Here is a 25,577-nt window from a genome sequence, read left to right on the forward strand (position 1 = left end):
CCCACCGGGGTTCGGCTTCGGCTCACCACCGGCCTACAGAAAGGTCACGAGCCGGGGCGTGATCGCGCTCCCGTCCACCAGGAGTTCGCCAGCGGAGATCGGCAGCTTGAAACGCCGCGGCCCCGCGCTGCCCGGGTTGACGTAGAGCACGCCATCCCGCTCTTCCACGCGCGGGCGGTGCGAGTGGCCGGTGACGACCACCTTCGCCTCGCCTGGCAGCACGAGTTCAGCGAGGTCGTGAACGACGTGCAGTCTGACGCCGGCCAGCTGCACGGTCACGGCTTCGGGAATGTCCTGCGCCCAGTCGCCGCGGTCATTGTTGCCCCGCACCACCGTCAGCGGCGCAAGTTGCGCCAATGCGGCGATCACCTCCGGCCCGCAGATGTCTCCCGCATGCACGATGTGGTCGCTGCCCCGCAGGAAGGCCAGCACCTCCGGTCGCAGCAGGTCGTGGGTGTCGGAGACGAGGCCGATGCGGAACATGACGGATGGGGTGGGTGGCTTCGTAGGCTGGCGGTGACGTCAGGAACCCCAGCTCTCCCTCATTCCGCCGGCAGCATCTGCGGATTCCACGCCACCTCCCAAAGATGGCCATCGGGATCCTGGAAGTAGCCCGCATAGCCGCCATAGAACGTGTCGTGCGGCTCCTTGGTCACCGTGGCGCCCGCGGAACGCACCTGCGCCATCACCGCATCCACTTCCTCCCGGCTGCGCACGTTGTGGGCCAGGCAGAACTGCGTGGCGCTGCCTGGCGCGGCCGGCAGGCCGCTGTCGTGCGCGAGGCTCGCGCGCAGCCAGAGCGCCAGGCGCAGCCCCTGGTCCAGGTCGAAGAAGGCGACTGCGCCGTGTTCGAACTCCCGACCCACGATGCCGTCGGTGGGCCAACCCAGCGCGTCACGATAGAAGCGCACGCCGCGTTCGAGATCCTCGACGGCCAGGGTGATGAGGGTGATGCGAGGCTTCATCGTTGCCACTCCGATCCGCTCAAACCCGCCGCACTTCCATCACACCGCCCTGCGTGACCTGTTCATAGGTCTTCGCATCGCGCAAGGCCAGGTGCAGCAGGATGCGGCCGGCCTGCCACATGACCACGCGGTTCAACAGCACGCCGGCGGCGATCAACAGCGCGCCCGGCCACGTGCGCCCGGTCAGCGCGAGCGCGATGCCCACGCCTATCACGGGCAGCACGACGACCACGAGCAGCAGGCGCTGGGAGACGTAGCGGCGCGCCAGCTTGGGATCGACGATGACGCGGAAGCGGCCGGCCGGCAGGCCGCTGCGGAAATCCTCGTGCGCCACGTACTCCGCGAATTCCCCGGAGGCTGCATCGGCCATCGCTACATCCCCATCACGTCGGCGAACTTCTCGCCTTCGGCGCTCTGCTGCAACGCCCACATGTCGGCGTACCGGCCGTCGAGCGCCAGCAGTTCCTGGTGGGTGCCGCGTTCGATGATGCGGCCGGCTTCCATCACCAGGATCTGGTGCGCATCGACCACCGTGGACAGCCGGTGCGCGATGACCAGCGCCGTCTTGTTGCGGGCCACGCCCTTGAGCTCCGCCTGGATCGCGCGTTCGTTGGCGCTGTCCAGCGCGGACGTCGCCTCGTCGAAAATCAGGATCGGCGGATTCTTCAGCAGCGTGCGCGCGATTGCGACCCGCTGCTTCTCGCCGCCCGACAGCTTCAGGCCGCGCTCACCCACCATCGTCGCGTAGCCCTTGGGCGTGGAGGCGATGAAGTCGTGGATGCGCGCCGAACGGGCCGCCTCCTCCACCTGCTCGCGGGTGGCGCCGGGACGGCCATAGGCGATGTTGTATTCCACGGTGTCGTTGAACAGCACGGTGTCCTGCGGCACGATGCCGATGGCCTGCCGCACGCTCGCCTGGGTGACGTCCCGCACGTCGTGGCCGGCGATGGAGATGCGGCCCTGCTGCACGTCGTAGAAGCGGTACAGCAGGCGCGCGAGCGTCGATTTGCCGGAGCCGGACGGGCCGACCACGGCCACCGTCTTGCCGGCGGGGATCTCGAAGGAGACGTCGTGCAGGATCGGGCGGTTGGACTCGTAGGCGAAATGGACGTGGTCGAAGCGGACGGTCCAGTCGCCCTCAACCCTGCCCTCTCCCGCAAGCGGGAGAGGGAGCGCCTCTGGCCGATCCGCGATCTCACGCTCTTTCTCCATCAACGTGAACATCTTGTCCAGGTCCGTCAGGCTCTGCTTGATCTCGCGGTACAGCACGCCCAGGAAGTTCAGGGGGATGTACAGCTGGATCATGAAGGCATTGATCATGACCAGGTCACCCAGCGTCATGCGGCCTTCGACCACGCCCAGCGTGGCGCGCCACAGCATCGCCACCAGGCTCACCGCGATGATCAGCTGCTGGCCGGTGTTCAGCAGCGACAGCGTGGTCTGCGCCTTGATGCGGGAACGGCGGTAGCGGTCCAGGCTCTCGTCGTAGCGGCGCGCTTCGAAGTCCTCGTTGCTGAAGTACTTCACCGTCTCGTAGTTCAGCAGCGAGTCCACCGCCCGCGTGTGCGCGGCGGAGTCGTACTCGTTGGCCTCGCGGCGGAACTTGGTGCGCCACTCCGTGATGCTGACGGTGAAGATGATGTACAGCACCAGCGCGGCGATGGTGATCCAGGCGAACCAGACGTCGAACTTCACCGCCAGGATGGTGAGCACCATCGCCACTTCGATCAATGTGGGGACGATGCTGTAGAGCGAGTACGAGATCAGCGACTCGATGCCGCGCACGCCGCGTTCGATGTCGCGCGTCATGCCCCCGGTCTGCCGCTCCAGGTGGAAGCGCAGCGACAGCGCGTGGAGGTGGCGGAAGGTCTCCAGTGCGATGCTGCGCGACGCGCCCTGCGTCGCCTTGGCGAAGACCAGCTCGCGCAGCTCGGTGAAGAGGGACGTGGAAAGCCGCAGCAGGCCATAGGCCACCAGCAGGCCGAGCGGCACGGCGAGCAGCGCCGCCGGGTCGCCCACCTTCACGTCCATGGCGTCGACCAGCTGCTTGAGCAGCAGGGGCACGCTGACGTTGGCCACCTTGGCCGCGACCATGAACGCCAAGGCCGCCGCCACGCGCCACTTGTATTCCAGCAGGTAGGGCAGCAGGCGCCGCAGCGTGGCCCAGTCCGTGCGCGCGGGCGGCTGCACGCCGGCCTGCGCCGCTGGAATGGGGATCTGGGGGGAGCTGAGTTCGCCGCCGCGGCGCATGGGGGACAATCCGGTGTCAGTACTGCCCGAGATTGTGCCCATGTCCGCAAATGCAAGCCCCCCGCAGGGCCACACCGCCGCCGCGCCGCCCACCGGCAAGGAGCTGGTCCTGAAGGTCATCCCCATGCCCGCGGACACCAACGGCAACGGCGACATCTTCGGCGGCTGGGTCATGGCCCAGGTGGACCTGGCCGGCTCCGTGCTTCCCGCGCGCGTGATCCGTGGCCGGATGGCGACCGTGGCGGTGAAGGAATTCATCTTCAAGCAGCCGGTGCGCGTGGGCGACATCCTGAGCTTCTATTCCTCGATCGTGCGCATCGGCAATACGTCGATCACGGTGGATGTCGAGGTGTTCGCCGAGCGCTTCCGGGCGCAGGGCGAATTCGTCAAGGTGACGGATGCGCTGGTGACCTACGTGGCGATCGACGAGAACGGCAAGCCGCAGGCGATCAAGCGCTAACAGCCGGGAGCGGGCAGCCGGACGCAGAAGACGCAGAAACTACGCAGAAGACGCAAAAGGACATCCAAAACCTTTTTTGGTTTTTTCTGCGTCTTCTGCGTAACTTCTGCGCCTTCTGCGTCCGGCTGTTCGGCTGTGCGTCTTCAGAACTTCCCGTGCCGCCCTTCGCCTGACGCGAAGCGCCCCGCCCCTTCCAGCCCGTCCCCGATGCGCGACTTGCTGCGCTCCCACTCGGCGTGCAGCGCCTCGGGCAGGGACTTGCCCCACTGCTCGTAGGCATTCATGCGGTCCGCGCGCATCGTCTCCTGCGGAAACTTCGCCAGTTGTTCCGCCAGTTCCAGCGCCGCCGCCCGCGCCTGGCCATGGGCCACGACGCGATTGGCCAACCCCATCCGCAGGGCCTCGTCCGCCTCCACCTTGCGCCCCGTGAGGATCAGGTCCATCGCGTGGCCCATGCCCACCAGGCGCGGCAGCCGCACCGTGCCGCCATCGATCAGCGGCACGCCGAAGCGCCGGCAATAGACGCCGAAATAGGCGTCCTGCTCCATCACCCGCAGGTCGCACCACAGCGCCAGCTCCATGCCGCCCGCCACCGCGGCGCCGCTGACCGCCGCGATCACCGGCTTGGACAACAGCAGGCGCGACGGGCCCATCGGGGCCAGGGCGCGCGGGTCCTGCGGGTCGAAGTCCAGTCCGGCCAGCACGTTCGCACCGCCGGGCTGCTGCGCCATGCGGGCGCCGAACTGCAAGTCCCAGCCGGCGCAGAAGTGCCCGTGCGCCCCGTGGAAGACGGCCACCCGGGCGCCGGGATCGTCGTCGAAGGCGACGAAGGCTTCGTGCAGGCGCCGCGCCGTGTCGCCGTCGACGGCATTGCGCACCTCGGGCCGCTGCAGCGTGACAACGGTCACGGCGCCGACTTGCTCCACCTGCAGGCTGCTGGAAGGCTCCATCCGCGCATTACACCCCATGCCGCTGCGCGTCGGGTGCGTGACACCACTTGGGGCCAACCCTGTGAGCGCATTCGGCATGCGCCGCTATAAATGCGGGCCACCTAAGAGAGGATGACTCCGCGTGCAATTCGTGCAACTGGTGATCAGCGGTGTCGCCCAGGGCTGCATCTACGGCCTGATCGCGTTGGGCTTCGTGCTGATCTACAAAGCGACCGAGACGGTGAGCTTCGCCCAGGGCGAACTCATGATGCTCGGCGCCTTTTTCGGCCTGGCCGCGATGACCATGATGGGCTTCCCGTTCTGGCTGTCCATCCTGTGCTCCATCGCCGGCATGGCGCTGTTCGGGCTGCTGCTGGAAACCATCGTGATCCGGCCGATCCTGGGCCAGCCCGCCTTCTCCATCGTGATGCTCACCATCGGCATCGGCTACGTCGCCCGCGGCCTGATCACGATGATCCCGGGCATCGGCACCGAAACCCACACCCTGCTGGTGCCCTACAAGGACCAGGTGTGGAACGCGGGCGGGCTGGTGCTGAACGTGGAGCAGATGGTGGTGATCGCAGCCACCGCCGTGCTCTGCGGCCTGCTGTTCGCGATCTTTCGCTACAGCAAGGTCGGGATCGCCATGCAGGCCGCGTCGCAGAACCAGCTGGCCGCGTACTACATGGGCATTCCGGTCAAGCGGCTGAATTCGCTGGTGTGGGGCCTGGCCGCCGCGGTGGCCGCCGTCGCCGGCCTGCTGCTGGCGCCCATCACCTTCGTGCACGCCAACATGGGGTTCATCGGCCTGAAGGCCTTCCCGGCTGCCGTGGTCGGCGGCTTCGGCAGCCTGCCGGGTGCGATCGTCGGCGGCTTGATCATCGGCATCGTGGAATCGCTCTCCGGCTTCTACTTGCCGGAAGGCTTCAAGGACATTGCCGCCTACATCGTGGTGCTGATCATGCTGGTCGTGATGCCGAACGGGTTGTTCGGCGAGAAGCTGCGCAAAAAAGTCTAAATGAGATTCCTTTTCAAGACCGACTACGCGCAGGACCTGCGGCTGGCCAAGCACGGCGGGCACGTGTTCTGGTACGGCCTGCTGATGGTGCTGCTTCTGGCCGCGCCCGTGCTGCTGCCCGAATATCTGCTGGCGCAGCTGACGTTCATCCTGATCTACGGTGTCGTCGGCCTCGGCCTGATGCTGCTCGCCGGTTTCACCGGCCTGTTCTCGATCGGCCACGCCGCCTTCTTCGGTGTCGGCGCCTATGCGCAGGCGGTGCTCACCGGGATGGGCTGGCCCTTCCCGCTGGCGCTGGCGGTGGGGGCCGTGCTGTCGGCAGCGGTGGGCATCGTGGTCGGCCTGCCGGCGCTGCGCGTCAAGGGCATCTACCTGGGCATCGCGACGCTGTCCTTCGGCTTCATCGTCGAGGAGGTGTTCGCGCGCTGGGAAAGCGTCACGGGCGGGAACGCGGGCAAGACGGTGGGGCCGGTGAAGATGTTCGGCTGGACGGCCGACAGCGGCGCGTCGTTCTACTTCGTCTGCCTGGTGGTCGCGGTGCTGGCCACCCTGGCCTGCATGAACTTGCTGCGTTCGCCGACCGGCCGCGCGTTCGTGGCCATCCGCGACTCCGAGATCTCCGCGCAGAGCATGGGCATCCACCTGGCGCGCTACAAGACCCTGAGCTTCGCGCTGTCGGCGGCGCTGGCCGGCATCGGCGGCGCGCTGTACGCGCACCAGATCCGCTTTCTCTCGCCCGACCAGTTCAACATCATCCAGTCCATCGACCTGCTGCTGATGGTGGTGATCGGCGGCCTCGGTTCCATCCACGGCGCCTTCCTCGGCGCGATTTTCCTCATCGGCCTGCCGCAGGCGATCGGCGCGGTGAAGGACTACCTGCCGGAAAGCATCGGCCAGGCCCCGGGCCTCAAGGCCGTGGTGTACGGCGCGGTGTTGATCGCCTTCGTGCTGTTCGAGCCGCTCGGCCTGTACGGCCGCTGGCTGAAGGTGCGCACCTACCTGCAGCTGTTTCCGTTCTACCGCAAAGGCCTGTTCAAGCGGCAGAAATCGTTCCAGAAGAGTGATCGCCTGCGATGAGCGACATCCTCCTTTCCGCCCAGGATCTCAGCGTGCGCTTCGGCGGCGTGCTCGCCGTCAACAAGGTCAGCTTCGATGTGAAGCGCGGCGAAGTGTTCACGCTGATCGGGCCCAACGGCGCCGGCAAGACGACGGTGTTCAACCTGATCAGCCGCATCTACAACCCGACGACGGGCACCATCTCCTTCGAGGGCCAGCCGCTCACGCAGCAGCCGCCGCACCGCATCGCCTCGCTCGGCATCGCCCGCACCTTCCAGAACATCGAGCTGTTCGAGCACGCCTCGGTGCTGCACAACCTGCTGATCGGGCGGCACACGCACCGCAAGACCGGGCTGTTCGCGGACATGTTCTTCACCGGCCGCACGCGCGCCGCCGAGATCGACGCGCGCAGGAAGGTGGAGCAGGTGATCGAGCTGCTGGACCTGCAGCACCACCGCGACTCGATGGTGGCGGGCCTGCCCTATGGCGTGCGCAAGGTGGTGGAGCTGGCGCGCGCCTTGTGCACGGAGCCCAAGCTGCTGCTGCTGGACGAGCCCTCCTCCGGCCTGAACGTGGAGGAGACGGAGGACATGGCCTTCTGGATCCAGGACATCCAGCACGAGCTGGGCATCACCGTGCTGATGGTGGAGCACGACATGACGCTGGTATCGAAGGTGTCCGACCGCGTGCTGGCCATGAACCAGGGCGAGGTGCTGGCCATGGGCACGCCGCGCCAGGTGCAGGAGCATCCGGGAGTGATCGAGGCGTACCTGGGGAGCATCGAGGATGTTTCCTCGCTCAGGAGGGCCGCATGAACACCGCCGTCAGCGACGTGCCCGTCCTGAAGCTCCTCAACGTCGAAAGCGCCTACGGCCCGATCAAGGCGATCCGCGGCGTGAGCCTGCAGGTGCGGCGCGGCGAGATCGCCACGGTGCTGGGCTCCAACGGCGCCGGCAAGTCGACCATCCTCAAGACCATCAGCGGCATCATCGACCCCCGCAAGGGCAGCATCGAATTCAAGGGCGGGAACATCACGGCGCGCGACCCCGCCTTCATCGTGCAGCAAGGGCTGTCCCACGTGCCCGAAGGGCGCGAGGTGTTCCCGCTGCTGTCCGTGCACGACAACCTGGCGATGGGCGCGTACACGCGCAAGGACAAGGACGGCATCGCCCGCGACCTGGAGGCGGTGTACCGCTACTTCCCGATCCTGCAGGAGCGCGCCACGCAGGACGCCGGGCTGCTGTCCGGCGGCCAGCAGCAGATGCTGTCGATCTCGCGCGCCATCATGGCCGCGCCGGACCTGATCCTGCTGGACGAGCCGAGCCTGGGCCTGTCGCCCAAGCTGACCAAGGAGATCTTCGAGATCGTGGTGCGCATCAACCGCGAGCGCGGCACCACCATCCTGCTGGTGGAGCAGAACGCCAACATGGCGCTCAACGCCGCCGACTACGGCTATGTGCTGGAAAACGGCCGCATCGTCATGGAGGACACCTGCGCCCGGCTGCGGGAAAAGGAAGACATCAAGGAGTTCTACCTGGGCATGAAGGAAGCCGGCGTGCGCGGCGAGCGCAGGTGGAAGAAGAAGAAGAACTGGAGATGACGACATCATGAGAAATCTCTGGACCCTGATCGATGAAGCCAAGCCGGTGACGGACGTCGTCGTCGCGGGCGACACCATTCCCGCCATGTTCTGGAACGCGGTCGACCAGCGAGGCCCGAAAGTCTGGATGCGGCAGAAGGAGCTGGGCATCTGGCGCAGCTGGACCTGGACGCAGACCGGCGACGCGGTGCGCGAGGTCGCCGGCGGGCTGATGGCCCTGGGCTTCGCGCCGCGCGACACCGCCTCGATCCTGTCGAACACCGTCATCGAATGGGTCCTCGCGGACCTGGCCGTGCTGTCCTGCGGTGGCGTCTCCAACGGCATCTACCCCACGGACGCGGCCACGCAGGCCCAGTACCTGTGCGAGGACTCGGGCACCAGCATCCTGTTCGTGGAAGACGACGAGCAACTGGACAAGGCGCTGGAAGTGCGCGGCCAGTTGCCGCGGCTGCGCAAGATCGTGGTCTTCGACATGGAGGGATTGCGGGACGTCGACGACCCGATGGTCCTCAGCCTGGACGAACTGCGCCGTCTCGGCCGCGACTACATCGCGCAGCACCCTGGCGAGATCGCGCAACGCGTGCAGCAGGTCAAGCCGCAGGACCTCGCCATCCTGGTCTACACCTCCGGCACCACCGGCAAGCCCAAGGGCGCGATGCATTCGCACCATGGCCTGGTCTACACCGTGCGCGGCTACAACACGCTGATCGGCCGGCACGAGGATGACGAGTGCATGTGCTTCCTGCCGCTGTGCCACATCGCCGAGCGGCTGGGCGGGGAGTACTTTTCGCTGTACACCGGGGCCAGGCTCAATTTCGTGGAGAACCCGGAGACGGTGCCGGAGAACGTGCGCGAGATCGCGCCGACCGTCTTCACCGCCGTGCCGCGCGTGTGGGAGAAGTTCTATTCCGGCGTGATGATCGGCCTGAAGGAGGCCAGCGGCATGCAGCAGGCGGCGTACGCCTGGTCCATCAAGGTGGGCGAGCAGATCGCCGAGCGCGTGATGGCCGGACAGCCCGTCGACGGCGCGCTGAAGTTCAAGTACATGCTGGCCAACTGGATGGCGCTGTCGAACGTGCGCAAGATGATCGGCATCGACCGCGCCCGCTTCCTCGTGACGGGCGCGGCGCCGATCTCCCCCGAACTCGTGAAGTGGTACCTGGCGCTGGGCGTGCCGATGCTGGAGGTCTGGGGCATGACCGAGACCTGCGGCGCCGCCACCGGCGTGCCGGCCAACCGCATCAAGCCGGGCTCCATCGGGCCGGCGGCGAGCTACAACGAGGTGAAGGTGGACCCGGCCACCGGCGAGATCATGGTGCGCGGACCCAACGTGTTCATGGGCTACCTGAACCAGCCGGAAAAGACCGCCGAGACCATCGACGCCGACGGCTGGCTGCACACCGGCGACGTCGGCGCCGTGGATGGGGACGGGTTCTTCCGGATCACGGACCGCATGAAGGACATCATCATCACCGCCGGCGGCAAGAACGTGACGCCCAGCGAATTCGAGAACGAGCTGAAGTTCTCGCCCTACATCACCGATGCGGTGGTGATCGGCGACAAGAAGCCGTACCTCACCGTGATCGTGATGATCGACCAGGAGAACGTGGAGAAGTACGCGCAGGACCACGACGTGCCCTTCTCCAACTACGCCAGCCTGACGCGCTCGCCGGAGGTGCAGGCGCTGATCCAGGGCGAGATCGACCGGGTGAACCGGAAGTTCGCGCGGGTCGAGCAGGTCAAGAAGTTCTTCCTGCTGGACACGCAGCTGTCGGCGGAGGACGAGGAACTGACGCCGACGATGAAACTGAAACGCAAGCTGGTGCAGCAGAAGTACGCACCGCAGATCGAGGCGATGTACCAGTAGCCGTCATCCCCGCGGAGGCGGGGAACCAGGGCTTCCAGGTTTTGTTTTTTTCTCAAGGAGACATGCAATGAAGTTGAAAGCCACCCTGGCCACCGCCGCCATCCTGGCCTGCACGGGCGCCTTCGCCCAGCAGCAGGGCGTGACCAAGGACACGATCCTGATCGGAACCATCCAGGACCTGTCCGGCCCGCTCGCCGGCTACGGCAAGCAGGCGCGCAACGGCATGCAGCTGCGCATCGACGAACTGAACGAACAGCAAGGCAGCGTGCATGGCCGCAAGCTCAAGCTGCTGGCCGAGGACGACGGCTACGACCCCAAGAAGGCCGTGCTGGCGGCGCAGAAGCTGGTGAACCAGGACAAGGTGTTCATCATCGCCGGCCACCTGGGCACGGCGCAGAACATGGCGGCGATGCCCGTGCAGTTCGAGAAGAACATCGTCAACTTCCTGCCGATCACGGCGGCGCGCGAGATGTACGAGCCGCTGCACAAGCTGAAGTACTCCTTCGCGGCCACCTACTACGACCAGATCCGCCAGGCGCTGCCGAAGATGGTGAAGGACAACAACGTCAAGAAGGTCTGCACGATCTACCAGGACGACGACTTCGGGCTGGAGGTGCAGCGCGGCGCCGAAGCCGGGCTCAAGACCGTCAACATGGAAATCGCCGAGAAGACGACGTACAAGCGCGGCGCCACCGACTTCTCGTCGCAGGTCGCCAAGATGAAGTCCTCCGGCTGCGAGCTGGTGGTGCTGGGCACCATCATCCGCGAGACCATCGGCACCATCGGCGAGTCGCGCAAGACCGGCTTCAACCCGATCTTCCTGGGCTCCAGCGCCGCCTACACCGACCTGATCCACAAGCTGGGCGGCAAGGCCATGGACGGCCTGTACGCCACCATGACCGTGCAGCACCCGTACCTGGACGAAGCCTCGCAGCCGATCCGCTTCTGGGCCAACAAGTACAAGACCAAGTACAACGAGGACCCGACGGTGTTCTCGGTCTACGGCTACACGATCATCGACCAGTTCATCAAGGCCGCGCAGAAGACCGGCCCGAACCTCACCACCGACAACTTCGTGAAGGCGATGGACAACATGAGCTTCGAGCCCGACATGTTCGGCAGCCCGAAGTCGAACTACACCGCCACCAAGCGCCTGGGCAACGACATCTCCCGCATGTCGCAGATCAAGGACGGCAAGTGGGTGGTGGTCAGCGACTACGCCAAGTAAGCGCCCGCCCAACCAACCAGCAGGCCGCCTTCGGGCGGCTTTCTTTTTTGGGGTGCCGCTCCCCGGACCGCGATGGGCCGGCCCATCCCGGTCCTGCACCGTGAGCCCGAAACCCGCCGGAGTCTGGCTTCGTAGGCCGGGTTCGGCGACCAGCCGACCCCGGCAGACGCGTAGTGGAAAGCCCCAGACCACGGCACCCTGCAGGGGAGAACAATGCGAACGTTAGTTCCCAAAGGAGCCGGCCATGCAACGCAAAGCCTTCCTGGTCCTCGCCCTGCTCGCGGTCGCCGCCACCACTGCAACGGCGCAGAACGCCGCCCAGGGCGTGACGAAGAACGAGATCGTCCTGGGCTCCATCCAGGACCTCTCCGGCCCCATCGCCGCCTTCGGCAAGCAGTCCCGCATGGGGCTGCAATTGCGCATCGACGAGATCAACGAGCAGGGCGGAGTGCACGGGCTCAAGATCCGCCTGATCGTCGAGGACTCCGCCTACGACCCCAAGCGGGCCGTGCTCGCCGCGCAGAAGCTGGTGAACCAGGACAAGATCTTCGCGATGGTGGGCCACATCGGCACCGCGCAGAACATGGCCGCGATGCCGGTGCAGTTCGACAAGAACGTCATCAACTACATGCCGCTGACGGCGGCGCGCGAGATGTACGAGCCCTTCCACCGGCTCAAGTTCGCCTTCCTTTCCTCCTACTACGACCAGATCCGCGCGGCCCTGCCCAAGCTGGTGAAGGAGAAGAACGCGAAGAAGGTGTGCGCGCTCTACCAGGACGACGAGTTCGGGCTGGAGGTGCTGCGCGGCGCCGAGGCCGGCCTGAAGGCGATCAACACCGAGCTGGCGGACCGCACGACCTACAAGCGCGGCGCCACCGACTTCTCCTCGCAGGTCGCCAAGCTCAAGGCCTCGGGCTGCGAGGTGGTGGTGCTGGGCACCATCATCCGCGAGACCATCGGCACCATCGCCGAGGCCCGCAAGACCGGCTACAACCCGGTGTTCCTGGGCTCCGCGGCCGCCTACACCGACCTGATCCACAAGCTGGGCGGCAAGGCGGTCGACGGCTTCTACGCCACCCACACCACGCAGCACCCCTACCTGGACGAAGCCTCGCAGCCGTTGCGCTTCTGGGCCAACAAGTACAAGACCCGCTTCAACGAGGACCCCTCGGTGTTCTCCGCCTATGCGTACAACATCATGGACGCCTTCATCGCGGCGGCGCAGAAGGCCGGCCCGAACCTCACCACCGAGTCGTTCATCAAGGCCATGGACACGCTGGTGATCAAGCCCGACATCTTCGGCAGCCCCGAAGCCACGTTCGGCCCGCAAAAGCGGCTGGGCAGCGACATGTCGCGCCTGTCGCAGATCCAGGATGGCCGCTGGAAGGTGGTGTCAGACTACGTGAGGCCCTAGCCGCCGGGTTTGTTGGTACGCTCGCGCAGATGAGTTCCCCCAACCCCCTGCGCAATCCGGAGCTCGAATTCAAGGCGCTTCTGGTGCTGGTCCTGGTGGCCACGCTGCTGTTCGCCCTGATCCTCTGGCCGTTCTTCGGCGCGGTCTGCTGGGCGGTCTTCATCGCCATCGTGTTCTGGCCGCTGCACAATCGCTTCCTGCGCGGCGCCAGGGGTCGCCGCAACACGGCGGCGCTCGCATCGCTCACCGTCATCCTGCTGGTCGTCATCCTGCCGATGGCGCTGCTCATCGCCTCCATCACCGACGAGGCGTCCATGCTGGTGGCCAAGCTGCGATCCGGCGAGATCCAGCTGACCGCGCTGTTCCAGAAGCTCATCGAGGCGTTGCCGGACTGGGCGCGCGGCATCCTGCAGCGTTTCGGCATGTCGGACCTCGGCCTGCTGCAAAAGAAGATCCTGGACGCGCTGGGCAACAGCAGCCAGGTGGTGACTTCGCGCGTGCTGGGCATCGGGCAGGTCACGCTGGACTTCATCGTCGCTTTCTTCGTGATGCTGTACGTGGTGTTCTTCCTGTTCCGCGACGGCGAGCGCCTCACCCGCGGCATCGCCCGCTCCATTCCCTTGCAGCCCCGGCACACCCAGCGGCTGATGACGCAGTTCGCCCTGGTCGTGCGGGCCACCGTCAAGGGCAACATCGTCGTGGCGCTGGTGCAGGGCGCGCTCGGCGGCCTCGCCTTCTTCGTGCTGGGGGTGCCCGGTGCGGTGCTCTGGGGCGCGGTGATGGCGATGCTGTCGCTGCTGCCTGCCGTGGGCGCGGTGCTCGTGTGGGCGCCGGTGGCCGCATACTTCTTCTTCACCGGGGACCTGGTCCGGGCCATCGGCCTCACGCTCTGGGGCGCCGTGGTGATCGGCCTGGTGGACAACGTGCTGCGGCCCATCCTGGTGGGCAAGGACACGCGCATGCCGGACTACCTGGTGCTGGTCGCCACGCTGGGCGGCATCGTGGTGTTCGGGCTCAACGGCTTCGTGATCGGGCCGGTGATCGCAGCCATCTTCCTGGTCAGCTGGGACATGCTGGCCTCGGCGCGCGAACAGCCGGAGGCGGTGACGGACGCCCCCTTGCCCTTGCCGCACACGCCCCCACCTGACTGAGATGACCCCTCTTTCCGTGCTCGACCTCGCCCCCATTGCCGAGGGAGCCGACGCCGCGCAATCCTTTCGCAACAGCCTCTCGCTCGCGCAGCACGCCGAACGGCTCGGCTACCGCCGCTTCTGGCTGGCCGAGCACCACGGCATGCCCGGCATCGCCAGTGCGGCGACGTCCGTGCTGATCGGCCACGTGGCGGGCGGCACGAAGACGATCCGGGTCGGCGCCGGCGGCATCATGCTGCCCAACCACTCGCCGCTGGTGATCGCGGAGCAGTTCGGCACGCTGGAATCGCTGTACCCCGGCCGCATCGACCTGGGCCTCGGGCGGGCGCCGGGTTCGGACCAGGCCACCGCGCGCGCCATGCGGCGCAACATGCACGCGGGCCCGGACGAGTTTCCGCAGGACGTGGTGGAGCTGATGGACTTCCTGTCCGACGAGCCGCGCCAGGCGGTGCGCGCGGTGCCCGGCACCGGGTTGAAGGTGCCGATCTGGATCCTGGGCTCCAGCCTGTTCGGCGCGCAGCTGGCGGCGATGCTCGGCCTGCCCTACGCTTTCGCCTCGCATTTCGCACCGGGGCAGATGATGCAGGCGGTCGAGGTCTACCGCGCCAGCTTCAAGCCCTCGGCGCAGCTGGCCAAGCCGCATGTGATGCTGGGTTTCAACGTGGTGGCCGCGGACAGCGACGAAGAAGCGGCGGTGCTCGCGACGTCGCTGCAGCAGGCTTTCGTCAACCTGCGCACCGGCCGCCCGTCCCGGCTGCCGCGGCCGCTGCCCGGCTATTTCGAAACGCTGGGTCCGATGGAACGCGCGACGCTGCAGGACGTGCTTTCCTGCTCCGCGATCGGCTCGCCGCAGACGGTGCAGCGCGGCCTGCGCGATTTCATCGCGCGCACCGGAGCCGACGAACTGATGATCACCTCGCAGATCCACGACCACGCGGCGCGGCTGCACTCGTACGAGATCACGGCCGAAGCCGTCAGGACTTGACGAACACCACCCCGAACACGCCCCACGAGACGATGCGGTTGCCCACCGTGGTGTACGAGGCGACCCCCAGCGAGTGGTAGCCGGTGGAGAGCTCGGTCATCACGCCGACCCCCGGGACCCTGGCCAGCGGGTTGCGATCGCCCGCGGCCTCGCGCAGCTTGACGCGATGGCGATCGGGCGACGGGTTGGTCGCGAAGGCCACGAGCAGCACCACGGCCAGGACGGCAAAGGTGATGAGGCGGCCCCTGCTCATGGCCGGATCACGTTCCACCGGGAATTTCAGGCTCGACCAGGTGTGCCAGCTGCAGCAGCGACTCCTGCCAACCCAGGTAACAGGCGTCGGCCGGAATGACGTCGGGAATGCCTTCCTGCACCACGCTGACTTCGGTGCCCATCACGCCACGCTTCATCGTGACGGTGGTCTGCATCTCGCCCGGCAGGCCGGGATCGTCGAATTTGCTCGTGTAGCGCAGCCGCTCGCCGGGTACCAGCTCCAGGTACTTTCCGCCGAAGCTGTGGCTGCCGCCGCCACTGAAGTTGGTGAACGCCATGCGCCAGCTGCCACCCACCTTGGCTTCGAGCTGGAACACCTCGGCGGTGAAGCCGTACGGCGGCAGCCACCGGGCGAAAGCGGCGGCGTCGAGGAAGGCGCGGTAGATGCGTTCCGGCGGGGCGCGCAGCACGCGGTGGAGGCGGACGGTCTGGCTCATTCGGAAACCTCCATGCTACGCATTACGGTTGTTCCCCTTGGGGCGGCCCGGCGGGCTCAACGCGCTAGTCTGCCTCAAAGGCGCAAATCCGTCACCGCATTCAAAACGGCGATTTCGGATCGAACACCGGCGCCCGCTTCTCCCGCAGCGACGCGATGCCCTCCTGCACGTCCGGCCCCGAGAACCCCATGAACTCCAGCGCCAGCGAGCTGTCGAACGTCGGTCCGGCCAGCCGCAGCCAGTTGTTCAATGCGTACTTGGTCCAGCGGATCGCGGTGGACGAGCCCTTGGCCAGTTTCTCCGCCACCTCGAAGGCGCGCGGCAGCAAGTCCGCTTCATCGACGGCCAGCGAAACCAGGCCGATGCGCTCCGCTTCCTCGCCCGACACGGCCTCGCACAGCAACAGGTAGTACTTGGCCTTGGCCATGCCGCACAGCAGCGGCCAGACGATGGCCGCATGGTCGCCGGCCGCGACACCCAGACGGGTGTGGCCGTCGATGATGCGGGCCGTCCTGGCGGCAATCGAGATGTCGGCCAGCAGCCCGGCGACGAGCCCCGCGCCCACTGCCGGCCCGTGCATCGCCGAGACCACCGGCTTGGAGCAGTTGATGACGTTGTAGACCAGGTCCCTGGCTTCGCGCCAGACGCGCGCCCGGACGTTGAAGTCGCGCGACATCTCCTCCACCAGGTCCAGGTCGCCGCCGGCCGAAAAGCCCTTGCCCTCGCCACGGATGATGGCCACGCGCACGTCCGGATCCTTGTCGATGTCGGTCCAGATGGAGGCCAGCTCGCGGTGCATGCGGTCGTTGGCGGTGGAGAGCTTGCCGTTGGCGCTCTTGCCGGCGCCCATCACGATCTCCAGGATGCCGTGGTCATGGCGCTTCAAGGCCAGCGCCTCGTAGCCGGCGTAGCGGTCCTGCCTGTCCATACCGTTCGCTCCCTCAGGAAATGATGTACGCCCCGGCGCCTGTCGCCAGCAGCTTGCCGTTCGGCCCGCGGAATTCCATGCGCGTGCTGGCCACGCGCGAGCCGAGCCGCAGCACCTCCGCCTCCAGCTCGAAGCGGTCGCCGACCCCGGGTCGCAGGTAGTCGACGCGCAGGTCGATGGTGCCGAGCTTGCCGAACCGTTCCAGCCGCTGCGCCGGGGCTTCGTCCATGTGCCGCGCACCGATCGCGGCCATCACCGCCAGGCCACCCATCGCGTCGAGCCCGGCGCTGATCACGCCGCCGTGCAGGCGGCTGAAGGCATAGTGGCCGATCAGCTCGTGCTTCATGGCGATGCTGCCGGCCACGCGCTCGGGCCGCAGGACCTGGATCTTCAGCCCGATGACGCTGTTGAAGACGATCTTCTCCTCGAAGATGTGCTTGAGGCCGGTGACGAATTCTTCCTCGAACTCCAGCGGCCTGTCGGGTGGGTGGCGTGTCATAGGCCCCATTGTCTCGCGGCGAGGTCCTTCATGATCTCCTCGGCGCCACCGCCGATCATCATCACCTTGACCTCCCGATAGATGCGCTCGCTCTTGGTGCCGCGCATGTACCCCATGCCGCCGAGGATCTGCACCGCCTGGTCGGCGCAGAACTGCATGGCCTGCGTCGCCTGGTTCTTCAGCAGGCAGACCTGCGCAACACAATTGGGGTCAGATTCCAATTTCCCCTCATCGGCCAGTGCCGTCACGGCGTCCAGCCACGCCTGCGTCGCATGGATGCGCATCTGCATGTCCATCAGCTTGTGCCGGATCACCTGCTTGTCGACCAGGGCGGAGCCGAAGGTCTTGCGCTCGCGCGCCCAGTCCAGCGCTTCGTCGTAGCAGGCCTGGGCGAAGCCTAGCGCCATGGCCGACATCGCCAGCCGCTCGCCGTTGAAGTTGCCCATGATCATGCGAAAGCCCGCGCCCTCTTCGCCGACCAGGTAACGCGCCGGCACCCGCACGCCATCGAAGCGCAGGTGGCCCGTGTCGTTGGCGTGCCAGCCCATCTTGTCGAGCCGCGTGCGGGACAAGCCTTTCGCATCGCCTGGAACGACGATCATCGAGATGCCGCTGGAGCCCCGCGTTCCCGGCTCGCCGGTGCGCACCGCGACGGTGATCCAGTCGGCGCGCACGCCCGAGGTGATGAACACCTTCTCGCCGTCGAGGACGTATGCATCGCCGTCGCGCCGGGCCTTGGTCTTCAAGGCTGCCACGTCGGAGCCGGCGCCCGGCTCGGTGATCGCCAACGCCGCAATCTTCTCGCCGCGCAGGACGTCGGGAATGATTTCGCGCTGCAGCTGCGGCGTGCCGTGGCGCAGGACCGGCGGCAACCCGATGTTGTGCGAGAAAAGGCCTGCCATCACGCCACCGCTGCCGCCGTAGCGCGCCAGCGTGACGGACATCGCATTGCGCAAGGCGAAGGGCGCCGGCGTGCCGCCCAGTTCCTCCGGATAGCCCAGGCCCAGCAGGCCCAGCGCCGCCGCTTCCGCGTGCAGCGAGAGCGGCAGCTCGCCGGTCGCCTCCCATTCGGGCACGCGCGGCGCGATGCGCTCCAGCGCAAAGCGGCGCACGCTGTCCGTCAGCGCCTCCACGTCGGCGCGCGAGTCTGCCTTCATGCGGCGCCGACGGTCACGAGCACCTGCGAGGGCAGCACCTGCTGGCCTGCCTGCACTTCCACCGTGTCCACGATGCCATCCCCTTGCGCGGACAGGACGTGCTCCAGCTTCATGGATTCCAGCGTCACGAGCGGGTCACCCTTGCGGACCTCGTCGCCCGGCTGCACATGCAGCGCGATCACCTTGCCGTTGAACGGCGCGCGCAATTCGGCGCCGCCGTCGGCGCCCCCGGCTGCGGCGGGCGGATCGAACGACGCGTCGTCGAGGAACAGGTCGACGGCTCCGGACTGCACATGCCAACGGCCGGCACCCAGGACTGCGACTTGCGCCTGCCCCGGCGCAACGCCGTCGGCTTCGCACAGCGGGACGTCGAAGAGCGTGTCGCGATGGCGGATGCGCAGCGGCCGGGTGAAGGGCGACGGCAAGGCGGGCGCGCCGCCCTGTGGCAGCAGCGCGGAGAAAGCCGCTTCCGCCGCGACGCCGAATTCCTCTTCCTGCAACTGGCGGCGGATGGCATCGCCATGCTCCGCGAGAAAGGGGATCTGGGCCAGGCCCTCGCCGAACAGCGGGTGGCGCAGGCACGCGCTGAGGAAGCGCCGGTTGGTGGGCACGCCCAGGATCTGCAGGCGATCCAGTGCGGTGGCCAGCCGGGAGATCGCTTCGGCGCGCGTCGGTGCATGGACGATCAGCTTGCCGAGCATCGAGTCGTAGTGGGGGGAGACTTCGAGGCCGGGGCAGATGGCGTGGTCGAAGCGGATGCCGGGCGGAGGAAGGAAGTGCACGACAGTGCCCGTATGCGGCACGAAGTCCTCGTCCTCCGCGCACAGCCGCACCTCGATCGCATGGCCTTGCAGGCGCAGGTCGCTTTGCTTGAAGGGCAGCCGCTCGCCGCAGGCCACGCGCAATTGCCACTCCACGAGGTCGAGGCCGGCGACCATCTCGGTGACGGTGTGTTCCACCTGCAGCCGGGTGTTCATCTCCATCAGGTAGAACGCGCCGTCCTCGTCGACCAGGAACTCCACGGTGCCGGCGCCCAGGTATCCCGCCGACCGCGCGAGCTCCACCGCGGACTTGCCCATCGCCTGGCGCATGGACGCATCCACCGCGGGGCTGGGCGTCTCCTCGATGATCTTCTGGTGGCGGCGCTGCACCGAGCAATCCCGCTCCCCCAGGTGCAGGCAGTTGCCGTGCATGTCGGCGAACACCTGCACCTCCACGTGCCGCGGCCGCGACAGCGCCTGCTCGAGCAACAGCTCGCCGGAGCCGAAGGCCGACAAGGCCTCGGAGCGGGCGCCCTGCAGCGCCGCGCGCAGTTGCGAGTCTTCGGTGACCAGGCGCATGCCCCGGCCGCCGCCGCCCGAGGCAGCCTTGACCATCAGCGGAAAGCCGATGTCCCGCGCTTCCGCGAGCAACCGCACCTCCGACTGGTCCGCGCCCTGGTAGCCGGGCAGGCAAGGCACGCCGCGGGCCTGCGCCAGGTCCTTCGCGCGCGACTTGTTGCCCAGCGTGCGGATGGCTTCGGCCGGCGGCCCGATCCACGTCAACCCCGCGTCCTCGACGGCCTGCGCAAATTCGGCGTTCTCGCTCAGGAAGCCGTAGCCGGGATGCAAGGCGTCGGCGCCGGCGAAGCGCGCCGCGGCGAGGATCTTGTCGATGCGCAGGTAGCTGTCGGCCGACGCATCACCGCCGAGCGCCACCGAGGTCGTGGCCTCGCGCACGTGCAGCGCCGCCGCATCGGGCTGCGAATACACGGCGACGGTCTCGATGCCCAGCGCGTGCGCGGTGCGCATCACCCGCCGTGCGATCTCGCCGCGGTTCGCGATGAGCAGGCGGCGGATCTTCATTCCGGCCTGGCCGGGCGTTTGGCGATGCCCATGAGCTTGGCCAGGATGCCCAGCATCACTTCGTCCGCACCGCCGCCGATGGAGGCGAGACGGCCATCGCGGAACATGCGCGACACCTTGTTCTCCCAGGTGTAGCCCATGCCGCCCCAGAACTGCAGGCAGGTGTCCGGCACCAGCCGGTTCAGGCGTCCGGCTTTCAGCTTGGCCATCGAGGCGAGTTCCATCACGTCCTGCCCCTGCACGTAGAGGTCGCAGGCGCGGTAGGTGAGTGCGCGCAGCGCCTCCACCTCGGTCTTCATCTCGGCCAGCTTGAACTGCACCCACTGCTGGTCGGCCAGCGCGGCGCCGAACAGCTTGCGCTCCTGCGCCCAGTCGATCGTCCACTGGATGCAGTTCGTCAAGGACTGCAGGCAGCTCGCGGCCGCCCACAGCCTTTCCTCCTGGAACTGCTGCATCTGGTAGATGAAACCCTGGCCTTCCGCACCGATGCGATAGCGCTGCGGCACGCGGACCTCGTCGAAGTAGATCAGCCCGGTGTCGCTGCTGTTCATGCCGATCTTGCGGATCTTCCGGGCCACCTCGATGCCCGGGCGCAGCTTGCCGTTCTCGCGCATCGGCACGATCACCAGGCTCTTGTTCTTGTGCACGGAGCCTTCGCCCGTGTTCACCAGCATGCACATCCAGTCGGCCTGCAGGCTGTTGGTGATCCACATCTTCTGGCCCGTGATCACGTAGTCGTCGCCGTCCTTGCGGGCGCGGCTCTTGATGCCGGACACGTCGCTGCCGGCGCCCGGCTCGCTGACGCCGATGCAGGAGACCGCCGTTCCGGCGATCGCGGGCACCAGGAACTCGCGCTTGAGTTCCTCGCTGCCGAACCGTGCCAGTGCGGGCGTCGCCATGTCGGTCTGCACGCCGATGGCCATCGGCACGCCGCCGCACTCGATGTGCCCCAGCGCCTCGGCCATCGCGACCGAGTAGGAGTAGTCGAGGCCGGCGCCGCCGTATTCCTCCGGCTTGGTCAGGCCCAGCAGCCCGAGCTCACCGAGCCGCTTGAACACCTGGTGCGCGGGGAACATCTCCGCTTGCTCCCACTCGTCGACGTGGGGATTGATCTCCTCGGTGATGAAGCGCTGGAGCGTCTTCTGGATCTCGAGGTGTTCGTGGCTGTAGTTCATCTCGTTCGTCTCCTCACATGCGCGCGACGCCGAACTGCATCGGCCGCACGGTCTTGTCCTGCGCTTCCGCGATCGTGTCCAGGCAGAAGGCCAGCACCGCGCGGGTGTCGCGCGGGTCGATCACGCCGTCGTCCAGCAGCAGGCCCGAGGTGTAGAACGGGTCGGCCTGCGACTCGAAGACGCCGACGATCTTGTCGAATTGCGCCTGCGACTGCGCGGGGTCGGAGGTGATGCCCTTGCGTGCCAGCGCGGCCTCGGTCACGATCTGCATCGTGCGCGCGGCCTGCTCGCCGCCCATCACCGCCGTCTTCGCGCTGGGCCAGCTGAAAAGGAAGCGCGGCGCGTAGCCGCGGCCGCACATGCCGTAGTTGCCCGCGCCGAAGGATGCGCCGCACTGGATGGTGAGCTGCGGCACCGTCGCATTCGTCACCGCCTGGATCATCTTGCTGCCGTGCTTGATCATCCCGCCCTGCTCGCTGTCCTTGCCGACCATGTAGCCGGTGGTGTTCTGCAAGTAGATGATGGGGTGGCCGAGCTGGCACATCCACTGGATGAAGTGCGTCGCCTTGTTGGCCCCGGCCACGTCGATGGGGCCGTTGTTGCTGATGAAGCCGACCGCGTGGCCGCCGACGCTGGCCTGGGCGCAGACGGTGGCGGCGCCGTAGAGGGATTTGAATTCGAGCAGCGTTGCGTCGTCTGCGAGACGGACGATCACTTCGCGCATGTCGACGGGTTCGCGGAGGTTGGGGGGGATGAGGGTCAAGAGTTCTTCTCTCGACGAAGCGCCCCCACCCCAACCCTCCCCCAGAGGGGGAGGGAGATTTCTGTCTTGCCCCCTCCCCCTCTGGGGGAGGGTTGGGGTGGGGGCGCTCCCCAAGCGAGCCACAACCTCCCGCGCCGTCCCCAGCGCCTCCCGATCATCCTCGGCCAGATACTCCCCCAGCCCCGACACCCCGGTGTGCATCTCCGCCCCACCCAGCTCCTCCTCGGTCGCCACCTCCCCCGTCGCCGCCATCAACAACGGCGGTCCGGCGAGGAAGGCGCGGGAGCGGCCGCGCACCATGATCACCACGTCGCTCAGCCCCGGCATGTACGCCCCGCCCGCGGTCCCCGAGCCATGCTGCACCGTGATCACCGGGATGCCCGCCGCGGACAGCCGCGCGAGATTGCGGAACAGGGCGCCGCCATGCACGAAGCCCTCCACCCGGTACTTCATCAGGTTGGCGCCGGCACTCTCCACCAGGTGCAGGAAGGGCAGGCGGTTCTGCAAGGCGATCTCCTGCACGCGCAGGATCTTGTCCAGTCCCATCGCCTGGATGGCGCCGGCGTCGATGCCCGAGTCGCTGGCCACCACCATGCAGCGCACGCCGCGCACGAAACCGATGCCGGCGATCATGCCGCCGCCGGGCACGGAGGCCTCGACCTCTTTCGTGTCCTGCAGGTAGCCGGCCAGCGAGCACAAGGGCAGGAAGGGCGCACCGGGGTCCAGCAGCAGGCCGACGCGCTCGCGCGGCAACAACTGGCCGCGCTTGTCGAACACCGCGCGCGCCTGTGCCGACTGGTCGGCGGCGCGCTGCTCCAGCGCCCGAAGCTGGCCGATGCGCTGCAGCATCGCGTCGCGCCGCTGCTGCGCGACGCTGCCCTGCACGTTCCAGGTGGAGCGGAACTTCATCAGCCGAGCACCTTGGGCGCGACGTAGCGATGGAAGCCGTCGAAGGGCTTGACCGCGTCGCGCTGCTGCGCGTCTGGCGACGCGGCCACCTGGCCCCAGCCCATGCGCACCTGGGGCCGCGCACCATCGATGCGCAGCACGCTGCCGCTGATGAAGGCCGCCGCCGGCGACAGCAGGAAGGCGATGCCGGCCGATGTCTCGGACTCGTTGCCGAAACGGCCCGCCGGCACCGTCTCGCGCATCTCGCGCAACATCGCCCCCGCCTCGGGTGGGTAATGGTCCATGCCGCTGGAAGCGATGTAGCCGGGCGCCACGGCGTTCACGCGCACACCGCTCTTCGCCCATTCCAGGGCCGCGGTTTCCGTGAAGCTCACCATGCCGGCGCGCGCCGCGCCGCTGTGGCCCATGCCCGGCATGGAGCCCCAGATGTCCGCGACGATGTTGACGATGGCGCCGCCGTGCGCCTGCATCGACTGCACGTAGCACTCGCGTGCCACCAGGAAGCCGCCGGTGAGGTTGGTGGCCACCACCGCGTCCCACCCCTTGGCGCTGATCTTCTCCAGCGGCGTGATGTACTGGCCGCCCGCGTTGTTGACCAGCCCGTCGATGCGACCGTGCGCGACCACGATGGCCTGGACCACGTCCTGCACCGCCTGCTCGTCGCGGATGTCGCAGGCGTGGAAGCTGCAGCGGCCGCCGTCGACGACGATCTCGCTGGCGGCGTGCTGCAGCTTGTCGAGCTTTCGGCCGAGCAGCACCACGTGGGCGCCGAGCGAGGCGAGTTCGTGCGCGGTGCAGCGGCCGATGCCCGATCCGCCGCCGGTCACCAGGATCGTGCGGCCGGCGAACAGGCCGGGCCGGAACACGGAGCGATAGGACGCAGTCATGGAGCCTCCGCGAGGAAGAGGGACAGTGCGGCATCGGCCAGGTCGTCCAGGGTCGCCTCGCCGCGGCGGTCGAACCACTGCACCGACCAGTTCAATGCACCGAAGATCATCAGGCGCGCCAGCTTGACGTCGGCGCGCAGCCGGCCGGCCGCGTGCAGCGCCCGCAGCACCGGCTCCCAGTCGCCCTCGTACGCGCCTTGCAGCGCCGCGAGAGTGGCGCGCTGGGCGCGCGTGATGGAGCGCTGCTCGTACAGCATCACCGGGATGAAGTCGTTGCCGGCGCCGAACAGGTTTTCGAAATGGTTGCGCACCAGCAGCCGCAACTGCGCCGCAGGCTCCAGCGCTTCCATGCCGGCGAGCGCCATCGCGTCGCGCTGCTGCTGCAGCGCCGAGCGCATGCCCTCTTCCATCACGGCAAACAGCAGGGCCTGCTTGCTCTTGAAGTGGTAGAAGGGCGAGCCACTGCGCATGCCGGCGGCGGCGGCGATGTCGCGGGTGCTGGTCGCGTCGAAGCCGTTGCGGCGGAACAGGCGCGCCGCGTGCCGCAACACGATGCGCCGCCGGTTGCCGTCATCGCGCTCGTCGACGGTCTTGCGCGGCCGGCCGCGCGGGCGCTTGGCCGGGGCGGCGACGGATGCGGCGGCGTGCATGGCACAGGACCATAGCAGAGGCGTTGAATTACGGCAAGCGGGTGCTTGGTGAAATTGATGGAGGCCGTCGGGGTGCCTTCGGCAACCCGACCTACGCCGAAACATCCGTAGGTCGGGTTGCGGCGGCGCCGCACCCCGACGTGCCCTACTTCGTCTTCAGCTCGAACATCACCGTCGGGGTGGTGAAATCCCCGAAGTCCGCCGCCAGCGCGATCTCGCCACTGGCGTGCAGCACGCACTCGTCGCGCCGCAGCCGCACCTCGGTGGACGCTCCGGAAAAGCGCACGCAGGTGCCGTTGCTGCTCAAGTCCACCAGCGTGAAACCGTTGCCGCGCCAGTCGATGCGCGCGTGCAGCCGCGACACCCGCGGGTCCTGCACCGGGAACTCCGCCTCCCGGGCCCGGCCCAGGTGCACCGGCATGTCGTCGGCCGAAAATTCGTGGGCCAGGTCGAGGTAGCGCAGCATGAGCGAGCCTTCCGCCGTGGGCTTGCGCCGCAGGCCGGTCATCGGTGCGGCGGACGCCGGCAGGGTCATCATCTCGGTGGAGGTGTCCTCGTGCCATTCGATGCGGAACACGCGCTGCTCGCTGCTCTTGCCACGGATGGGCACCAGCCCCATGTCGTGGAAGCGCACGCCCGGCGGTGGGCCCGGCAGCTGCCGAACCACGGTGTCGGTCACCAGGATTTCGGCGTGGCCGGCCAGATCGGACAGGCGTGCGGCCACGTTCACGGCGTCGCCGAAGCAGTCGCCCGACACTTCCACCACGTCGCCGCTGGCCAGGCCGACCTGCAGTTGCATCTGGTGGATGGGGCCGCGCTGCTCCTTGCGCCGGGCGTGATGGCGCTGCATCAGCACGACGGCGTCCATGGCGTCGCCGGCCCGCGCGAACAGGGCCAGCACGCCGTCGCCCATGTACTTGATGACGCGGCCTTCGTGCTGTTCGCACGTGCGGCCCACCCAGTCGGTGAGCGATCGCACCGCCTGGGTAGCGGCATCGTTGCCGAGCGCCTCGAAGACGCTCGTGCTGCCACTCAGGTCGGCGAACATCACCGTGGTGTTGGAGCTCATGCTCCGGGGAGTTTAGCGCGGAAGGGCTAAGGGCCGCACCGTAGCCTGGGTTACGGCTTCAGG

26 protein-coding genes are annotated in these 25,577 nt (G+C 67.6%); 10 read left to right on the forward strand and 16 right to left on the reverse strand.

Features of this window, described 5'->3' with window-relative positions; genetic code table 11:
- Positions 1-33 precede the first annotated feature (33 nt).
- The 4 genes from WG902_RS08070 to WG902_RS08085 are packed head-to-tail and all read right to left on the reverse strand — an operon-like array spanning position 34 to position 3,215.
- Complete coding sequence (locus WG902_RS08070; RefSeq protein ID WP_340059496.1) at positions 34-483, reverse strand: metallophosphoesterase family protein; 450 nt, start codon at positions 481-483, stop codon at positions 34-36.
- A 59-nt stretch (positions 484-542) separates the two neighbouring features.
- Positions 543-965, reverse strand: a complete 423-nt coding sequence (locus tag WG902_RS08075; protein ID WP_340059497.1) for a VOC family protein — start codon at positions 963-965, stop codon at positions 543-545.
- A 19-nt stretch (positions 966-984) separates the two neighbouring features.
- The gene (locus WG902_RS08080) at positions 985-1,335 is read right to left on the reverse strand and encodes a hypothetical protein (protein ID WP_340059498.1); all 351 of its coding nucleotides are present in this window, start codon (positions 1,333-1,335) and stop codon (positions 985-987) included.
- 2 nt (positions 1,336-1,337) lie between these two features.
- The gene (locus WG902_RS08085) at positions 1,338-3,215 is read right to left on the reverse strand and encodes an ABCB family ABC transporter ATP-binding protein/permease (protein ID WP_340059499.1); all 1,878 of its coding nucleotides are present in this window, start codon (positions 3,213-3,215) and stop codon (positions 1,338-1,340) included.
- 40 nt (positions 3,216-3,255) lie between these two features.
- Between WG902_RS08085 and WG902_RS08090 the strand changes: the two genes are divergently transcribed.
- Positions 3,256-3,675: an acyl-CoA thioesterase gene (locus WG902_RS08090; RefSeq protein WP_340059500.1), complete on the forward strand. Its 420-nt coding sequence runs from the start codon at positions 3,256-3,258 to the stop codon at positions 3,673-3,675.
- Positions 3,676-3,818: 143 nt separating this feature from the next.
- On the opposite strand, the gene WG902_RS08095 is transcribed toward WG902_RS08090, so the two are convergent.
- Positions 3,819-4,625: a crotonase/enoyl-CoA hydratase family protein gene (locus tag WG902_RS08095; RefSeq protein ID WP_340059501.1), complete on the reverse strand. Its 807-nt coding sequence runs from the start codon at positions 4,623-4,625 to the stop codon at positions 3,819-3,821.
- A 121-nt stretch (positions 4,626-4,746) separates the two neighbouring features.
- Here WG902_RS08095 and WG902_RS08100 point away from each other — a divergent pair, with 121 nt between their 5' ends.
- The 9 genes from WG902_RS08100 (at position 4,747) to WG902_RS08140 (ending at position 14,923) form a co-directional block, all read left to right on the forward strand.
- Complete coding sequence (locus WG902_RS08100) at positions 4,747-5,622, forward strand: branched-chain amino acid ABC transporter permease (RefSeq protein ID WP_340059502.1); 876 nt, start codon at positions 4,747-4,749, stop codon at positions 5,620-5,622.
- On the forward strand, positions 5,623-6,699 hold the full coding sequence (locus WG902_RS08105) for a branched-chain amino acid ABC transporter permease (RefSeq protein ID WP_340059504.1): 1,077 nt from the start codon (positions 5,623-5,625) through the stop codon (positions 6,697-6,699).
- Positions 6,696-7,493, forward strand: coding sequence for an ABC transporter ATP-binding protein (locus tag WG902_RS08110; RefSeq protein ID WP_340059505.1), 798 nt, complete (start codon positions 6,696-6,698; stop codon positions 7,491-7,493). The genes WG902_RS08105 and WG902_RS08110 overlap by 4 nt, the downstream gene beginning before the upstream one ends.
- Positions 7,490-8,278 (forward strand): ABC transporter ATP-binding protein, encoded by a 789-nt coding sequence (locus tag WG902_RS08115; protein WP_340059507.1) that lies wholly within the window; start codon positions 7,490-7,492, stop codon positions 8,276-8,278. The genes WG902_RS08110 and WG902_RS08115 overlap by 4 nt, the downstream gene beginning before the upstream one ends.
- Positions 8,279-8,285: 7 nt before the next feature.
- On the forward strand, positions 8,286-10,145 hold the full coding sequence (locus WG902_RS08120) for an AMP-dependent synthetase/ligase (protein WP_340059508.1): 1,860 nt from the start codon (positions 8,286-8,288) through the stop codon (positions 10,143-10,145).
- A 67-nt stretch (positions 10,146-10,212) separates the two neighbouring features.
- Positions 10,213-11,373 carry an ABC transporter substrate-binding protein gene (locus WG902_RS08125; protein WP_340059510.1) on the forward strand — a complete coding sequence of 387 codons (1,161 nt, stop codon included), beginning with the start codon at positions 10,213-10,215 and terminating at the stop codon, positions 11,371-11,373.
- Positions 11,374-11,617: 244 nt separating this feature from the next.
- Positions 11,618-12,787, forward strand: a complete 1,170-nt coding sequence (locus WG902_RS08130) for an ABC transporter substrate-binding protein (protein WP_340059511.1) — start codon at positions 11,618-11,620, stop codon at positions 12,785-12,787.
- Between the two features lie 29 nt (positions 12,788-12,816).
- Positions 12,817-13,938, forward strand: a complete 1,122-nt coding sequence (locus tag WG902_RS08135; RefSeq protein WP_340059512.1) for an AI-2E family transporter — start codon at positions 12,817-12,819, stop codon at positions 13,936-13,938.
- Position 13,939: 1 nt separating this feature from the next.
- Positions 13,940-14,923 (forward strand): LLM class flavin-dependent oxidoreductase, encoded by a 984-nt coding sequence (locus WG902_RS08140; protein ID WP_340059513.1) that lies wholly within the window; start codon positions 13,940-13,942, stop codon positions 14,921-14,923.
- On the opposite strand, the gene WG902_RS08145 is transcribed toward WG902_RS08140, so the two are convergent.
- From WG902_RS08145 to WG902_RS08195, 11 genes are all read right to left on the reverse strand, one after another.
- Positions 14,913-15,176, reverse strand: a complete 264-nt coding sequence (locus WG902_RS08145) for a hypothetical protein (RefSeq protein ID WP_340059515.1) — start codon at positions 15,174-15,176, stop codon at positions 14,913-14,915. The two genes, WG902_RS08140 and WG902_RS08145, sit on opposite strands and share 11 nt — an antisense overlap.
- Positions 15,177-15,183: 7 nt before the next feature.
- Complete coding sequence (locus WG902_RS08150; RefSeq protein WP_340059516.1) at positions 15,184-15,633, reverse strand: SRPBCC family protein; 450 nt, start codon at positions 15,631-15,633, stop codon at positions 15,184-15,186.
- 100 nt (positions 15,634-15,733) lie between these two features.
- Positions 15,734-16,561 (reverse strand): enoyl-CoA hydratase/isomerase family protein, encoded by an 828-nt coding sequence (locus WG902_RS08155; protein WP_340059518.1) that lies wholly within the window; start codon positions 16,559-16,561, stop codon positions 15,734-15,736.
- A gap of 13 nt (positions 16,562-16,574) precedes the next feature.
- Positions 16,575-17,060 carry a thioesterase family protein gene (locus tag WG902_RS08160; RefSeq protein WP_340059519.1) on the reverse strand — a complete coding sequence of 162 codons (486 nt, stop codon included), beginning with the start codon at positions 17,058-17,060 and terminating at the stop codon, positions 16,575-16,577.
- Positions 17,057-18,217 carry an acyl-CoA dehydrogenase family protein gene (locus tag WG902_RS08165; protein ID WP_340059521.1) on the reverse strand — a complete coding sequence of 387 codons (1,161 nt, stop codon included), beginning with the start codon at positions 18,215-18,217 and terminating at the stop codon, positions 17,057-17,059. The genes WG902_RS08160 and WG902_RS08165 overlap by 4 nt, the downstream gene beginning before the upstream one ends.
- Positions 18,214-20,055 (reverse strand): acetyl/propionyl/methylcrotonyl-CoA carboxylase subunit alpha, encoded by a 1,842-nt coding sequence (locus tag WG902_RS08170; RefSeq protein ID WP_340060169.1) that lies wholly within the window; start codon positions 20,053-20,055, stop codon positions 18,214-18,216. Before WG902_RS08170 ends, WG902_RS08165 begins: the two co-directional genes overlap by 4 nt.
- 2 nt (positions 20,056-20,057) lie before the next feature.
- Positions 20,058-21,236 (reverse strand): acyl-CoA dehydrogenase family protein, encoded by a 1,179-nt coding sequence (locus WG902_RS08175; RefSeq protein WP_340059523.1) that lies wholly within the window; start codon positions 21,234-21,236, stop codon positions 20,058-20,060.
- 13 nt (positions 21,237-21,249) lie between these two features.
- Positions 21,250-22,908 (reverse strand): acyl-CoA carboxylase subunit beta, encoded by a 1,659-nt coding sequence (locus WG902_RS08180; RefSeq protein ID WP_340059525.1) that lies wholly within the window; start codon positions 22,906-22,908, stop codon positions 21,250-21,252.
- A complete protein-coding gene (locus WG902_RS08185) occupies positions 22,908-23,795 on the reverse strand; it encodes an SDR family oxidoreductase (RefSeq protein ID WP_340059526.1) in 888 nt (295 codons plus the stop codon). Before WG902_RS08185 ends, WG902_RS08180 begins: the two co-directional genes overlap by 1 nt.
- The gene (locus WG902_RS08190; RefSeq protein ID WP_340059528.1) at positions 23,792-24,445 is read right to left on the reverse strand and encodes a TetR/AcrR family transcriptional regulator; all 654 of its coding nucleotides are present in this window, start codon (positions 24,443-24,445) and stop codon (positions 23,792-23,794) included. Before WG902_RS08190 ends, WG902_RS08185 begins: the two co-directional genes overlap by 4 nt.
- A 145-nt stretch (positions 24,446-24,590) precedes the next feature.
- Positions 24,591-25,514, reverse strand: coding sequence for an adenylate/guanylate cyclase domain-containing protein (locus tag WG902_RS08195; protein WP_340059529.1), 924 nt, complete (start codon positions 25,512-25,514; stop codon positions 24,591-24,593).
- Positions 25,515-25,577: the final 63 nt, after the last annotated feature.

The sequence above is a fragment of the Ramlibacter sp. PS3R-8 genome, from assembly GCF_037572435.1.
Taxonomy (GTDB): domain Bacteria; phylum Pseudomonadota; class Gammaproteobacteria; order Burkholderiales; family Burkholderiaceae_C; genus Ramlibacter.

What these genes read in the sequence shown, in the direction of transcription:
- WG902_RS08080 (WP_340059498.1), bottom strand. Translation starts at nt 1,335, where the DNA reads ATGGCCGATGCAGCCTCCGGGGAATTCGCGGAGTACGTGGCGCACGAG.
- WG902_RS08160 (WP_340059519.1), bottom strand. Translation starts at nt 17,060, where the DNA reads ATGACACGCCACCCACCCGACAGGCCGCTGGAGTTCGAGGAAGAATTC.
- WG902_RS08195 (WP_340059529.1), bottom strand. Translation starts at nt 25,514, where the DNA reads ATGAGCTCCAACACCACGGTGATGTTCGCCGACCTGAGTGGCAGCACG.
- WG902_RS08175 (WP_340059523.1), bottom strand. Translation starts at nt 21,236, where the DNA reads ATGAACTACAGCCACGAACACCTCGAGATCCAGAAGACGCTCCAGCGC.
- WG902_RS08190 (WP_340059528.1), bottom strand. Translation starts at nt 24,445, where the DNA reads ATGCACGCCGCCGCATCCGTCGCCGCCCCGGCCAAGCGCCCGCGCGGC.
- WG902_RS08135 (WP_340059512.1), top strand. Translation starts at nt 12,817, where the DNA reads ATGAGTTCCCCCAACCCCCTGCGCAATCCGGAGCTCGAATTCAAGGCG.
- WG902_RS08090 (WP_340059500.1), top strand. Translation starts at nt 3,256, where the DNA reads ATGTCCGCAAATGCAAGCCCCCCGCAGGGCCACACCGCCGCCGCGCCG.
- WG902_RS08180 (WP_340059525.1), bottom strand. Translation starts at nt 22,908, where the DNA reads ATGAAGTTCCGCTCCACCTGGAACGTGCAGGGCAGCGTCGCGCAGCAG.
- WG902_RS08140 (WP_340059513.1), top strand. Translation starts at nt 13,940, where the DNA reads ATGACCCCTCTTTCCGTGCTCGACCTCGCCCCCATTGCCGAGGGAGCC.
- WG902_RS08105 (WP_340059504.1), top strand. Translation starts at nt 5,623, where the DNA reads ATGAGATTCCTTTTCAAGACCGACTACGCGCAGGACCTGCGGCTGGCC.
- WG902_RS08115 (WP_340059507.1), top strand. Translation starts at nt 7,490, where the DNA reads ATGAACACCGCCGTCAGCGACGTGCCCGTCCTGAAGCTCCTCAACGTC.
- WG902_RS08155 (WP_340059518.1), bottom strand. Translation starts at nt 16,561, where the DNA reads ATGGACAGGCAGGACCGCTACGCCGGCTACGAGGCGCTGGCCTTGAAG.
- WG902_RS08130 (WP_340059511.1), top strand. Translation starts at nt 11,618, where the DNA reads ATGCAACGCAAAGCCTTCCTGGTCCTCGCCCTGCTCGCGGTCGCCGCC.
- WG902_RS08095 (WP_340059501.1), bottom strand. Translation starts at nt 4,625, where the DNA reads ATGGAGCCTTCCAGCAGCCTGCAGGTGGAGCAAGTCGGCGCCGTGACC.
- WG902_RS08120 (WP_340059508.1), top strand. Translation starts at nt 8,286, where the DNA reads ATGAGAAATCTCTGGACCCTGATCGATGAAGCCAAGCCGGTGACGGAC.
- WG902_RS08185 (WP_340059526.1), bottom strand. Translation starts at nt 23,795, where the DNA reads ATGACTGCGTCCTATCGCTCCGTGTTCCGGCCCGGCCTGTTCGCCGGC.
- WG902_RS08110 (WP_340059505.1), top strand. Translation starts at nt 6,696, where the DNA reads ATGAGCGACATCCTCCTTTCCGCCCAGGATCTCAGCGTGCGCTTCGGC.
- WG902_RS08125 (WP_340059510.1), top strand. Translation starts at nt 10,213, where the DNA reads ATGAAGTTGAAAGCCACCCTGGCCACCGCCGCCATCCTGGCCTGCACG.
- WG902_RS08075 (WP_340059497.1), bottom strand. Translation starts at nt 965, where the DNA reads ATGAAGCCTCGCATCACCCTCATCACCCTGGCCGTCGAGGATCTCGAA.
- WG902_RS08165 (WP_340059521.1), bottom strand. Translation starts at nt 18,217, where the DNA reads ATGAAGGCAGACTCGCGCGCCGACGTGGAGGCGCTGACGGACAGCGTG.
- WG902_RS08150 (WP_340059516.1), bottom strand. Translation starts at nt 15,633, where the DNA reads ATGAGCCAGACCGTCCGCCTCCACCGCGTGCTGCGCGCCCCGCCGGAA.
- WG902_RS08070 (WP_340059496.1), bottom strand. Translation starts at nt 483, where the DNA reads ATGTTCCGCATCGGCCTCGTCTCCGACACCCACGACCTGCTGCGACCG.
- WG902_RS08145 (WP_340059515.1), bottom strand. Translation starts at nt 15,176, where the DNA reads ATGAGCAGGGGCCGCCTCATCACCTTTGCCGTCCTGGCCGTGGTGCTG.
- WG902_RS08085 (WP_340059499.1), bottom strand. Translation starts at nt 3,215, where the DNA reads ATGCGCCGCGGCGGCGAACTCAGCTCCCCCCAGATCCCCATTCCAGCG.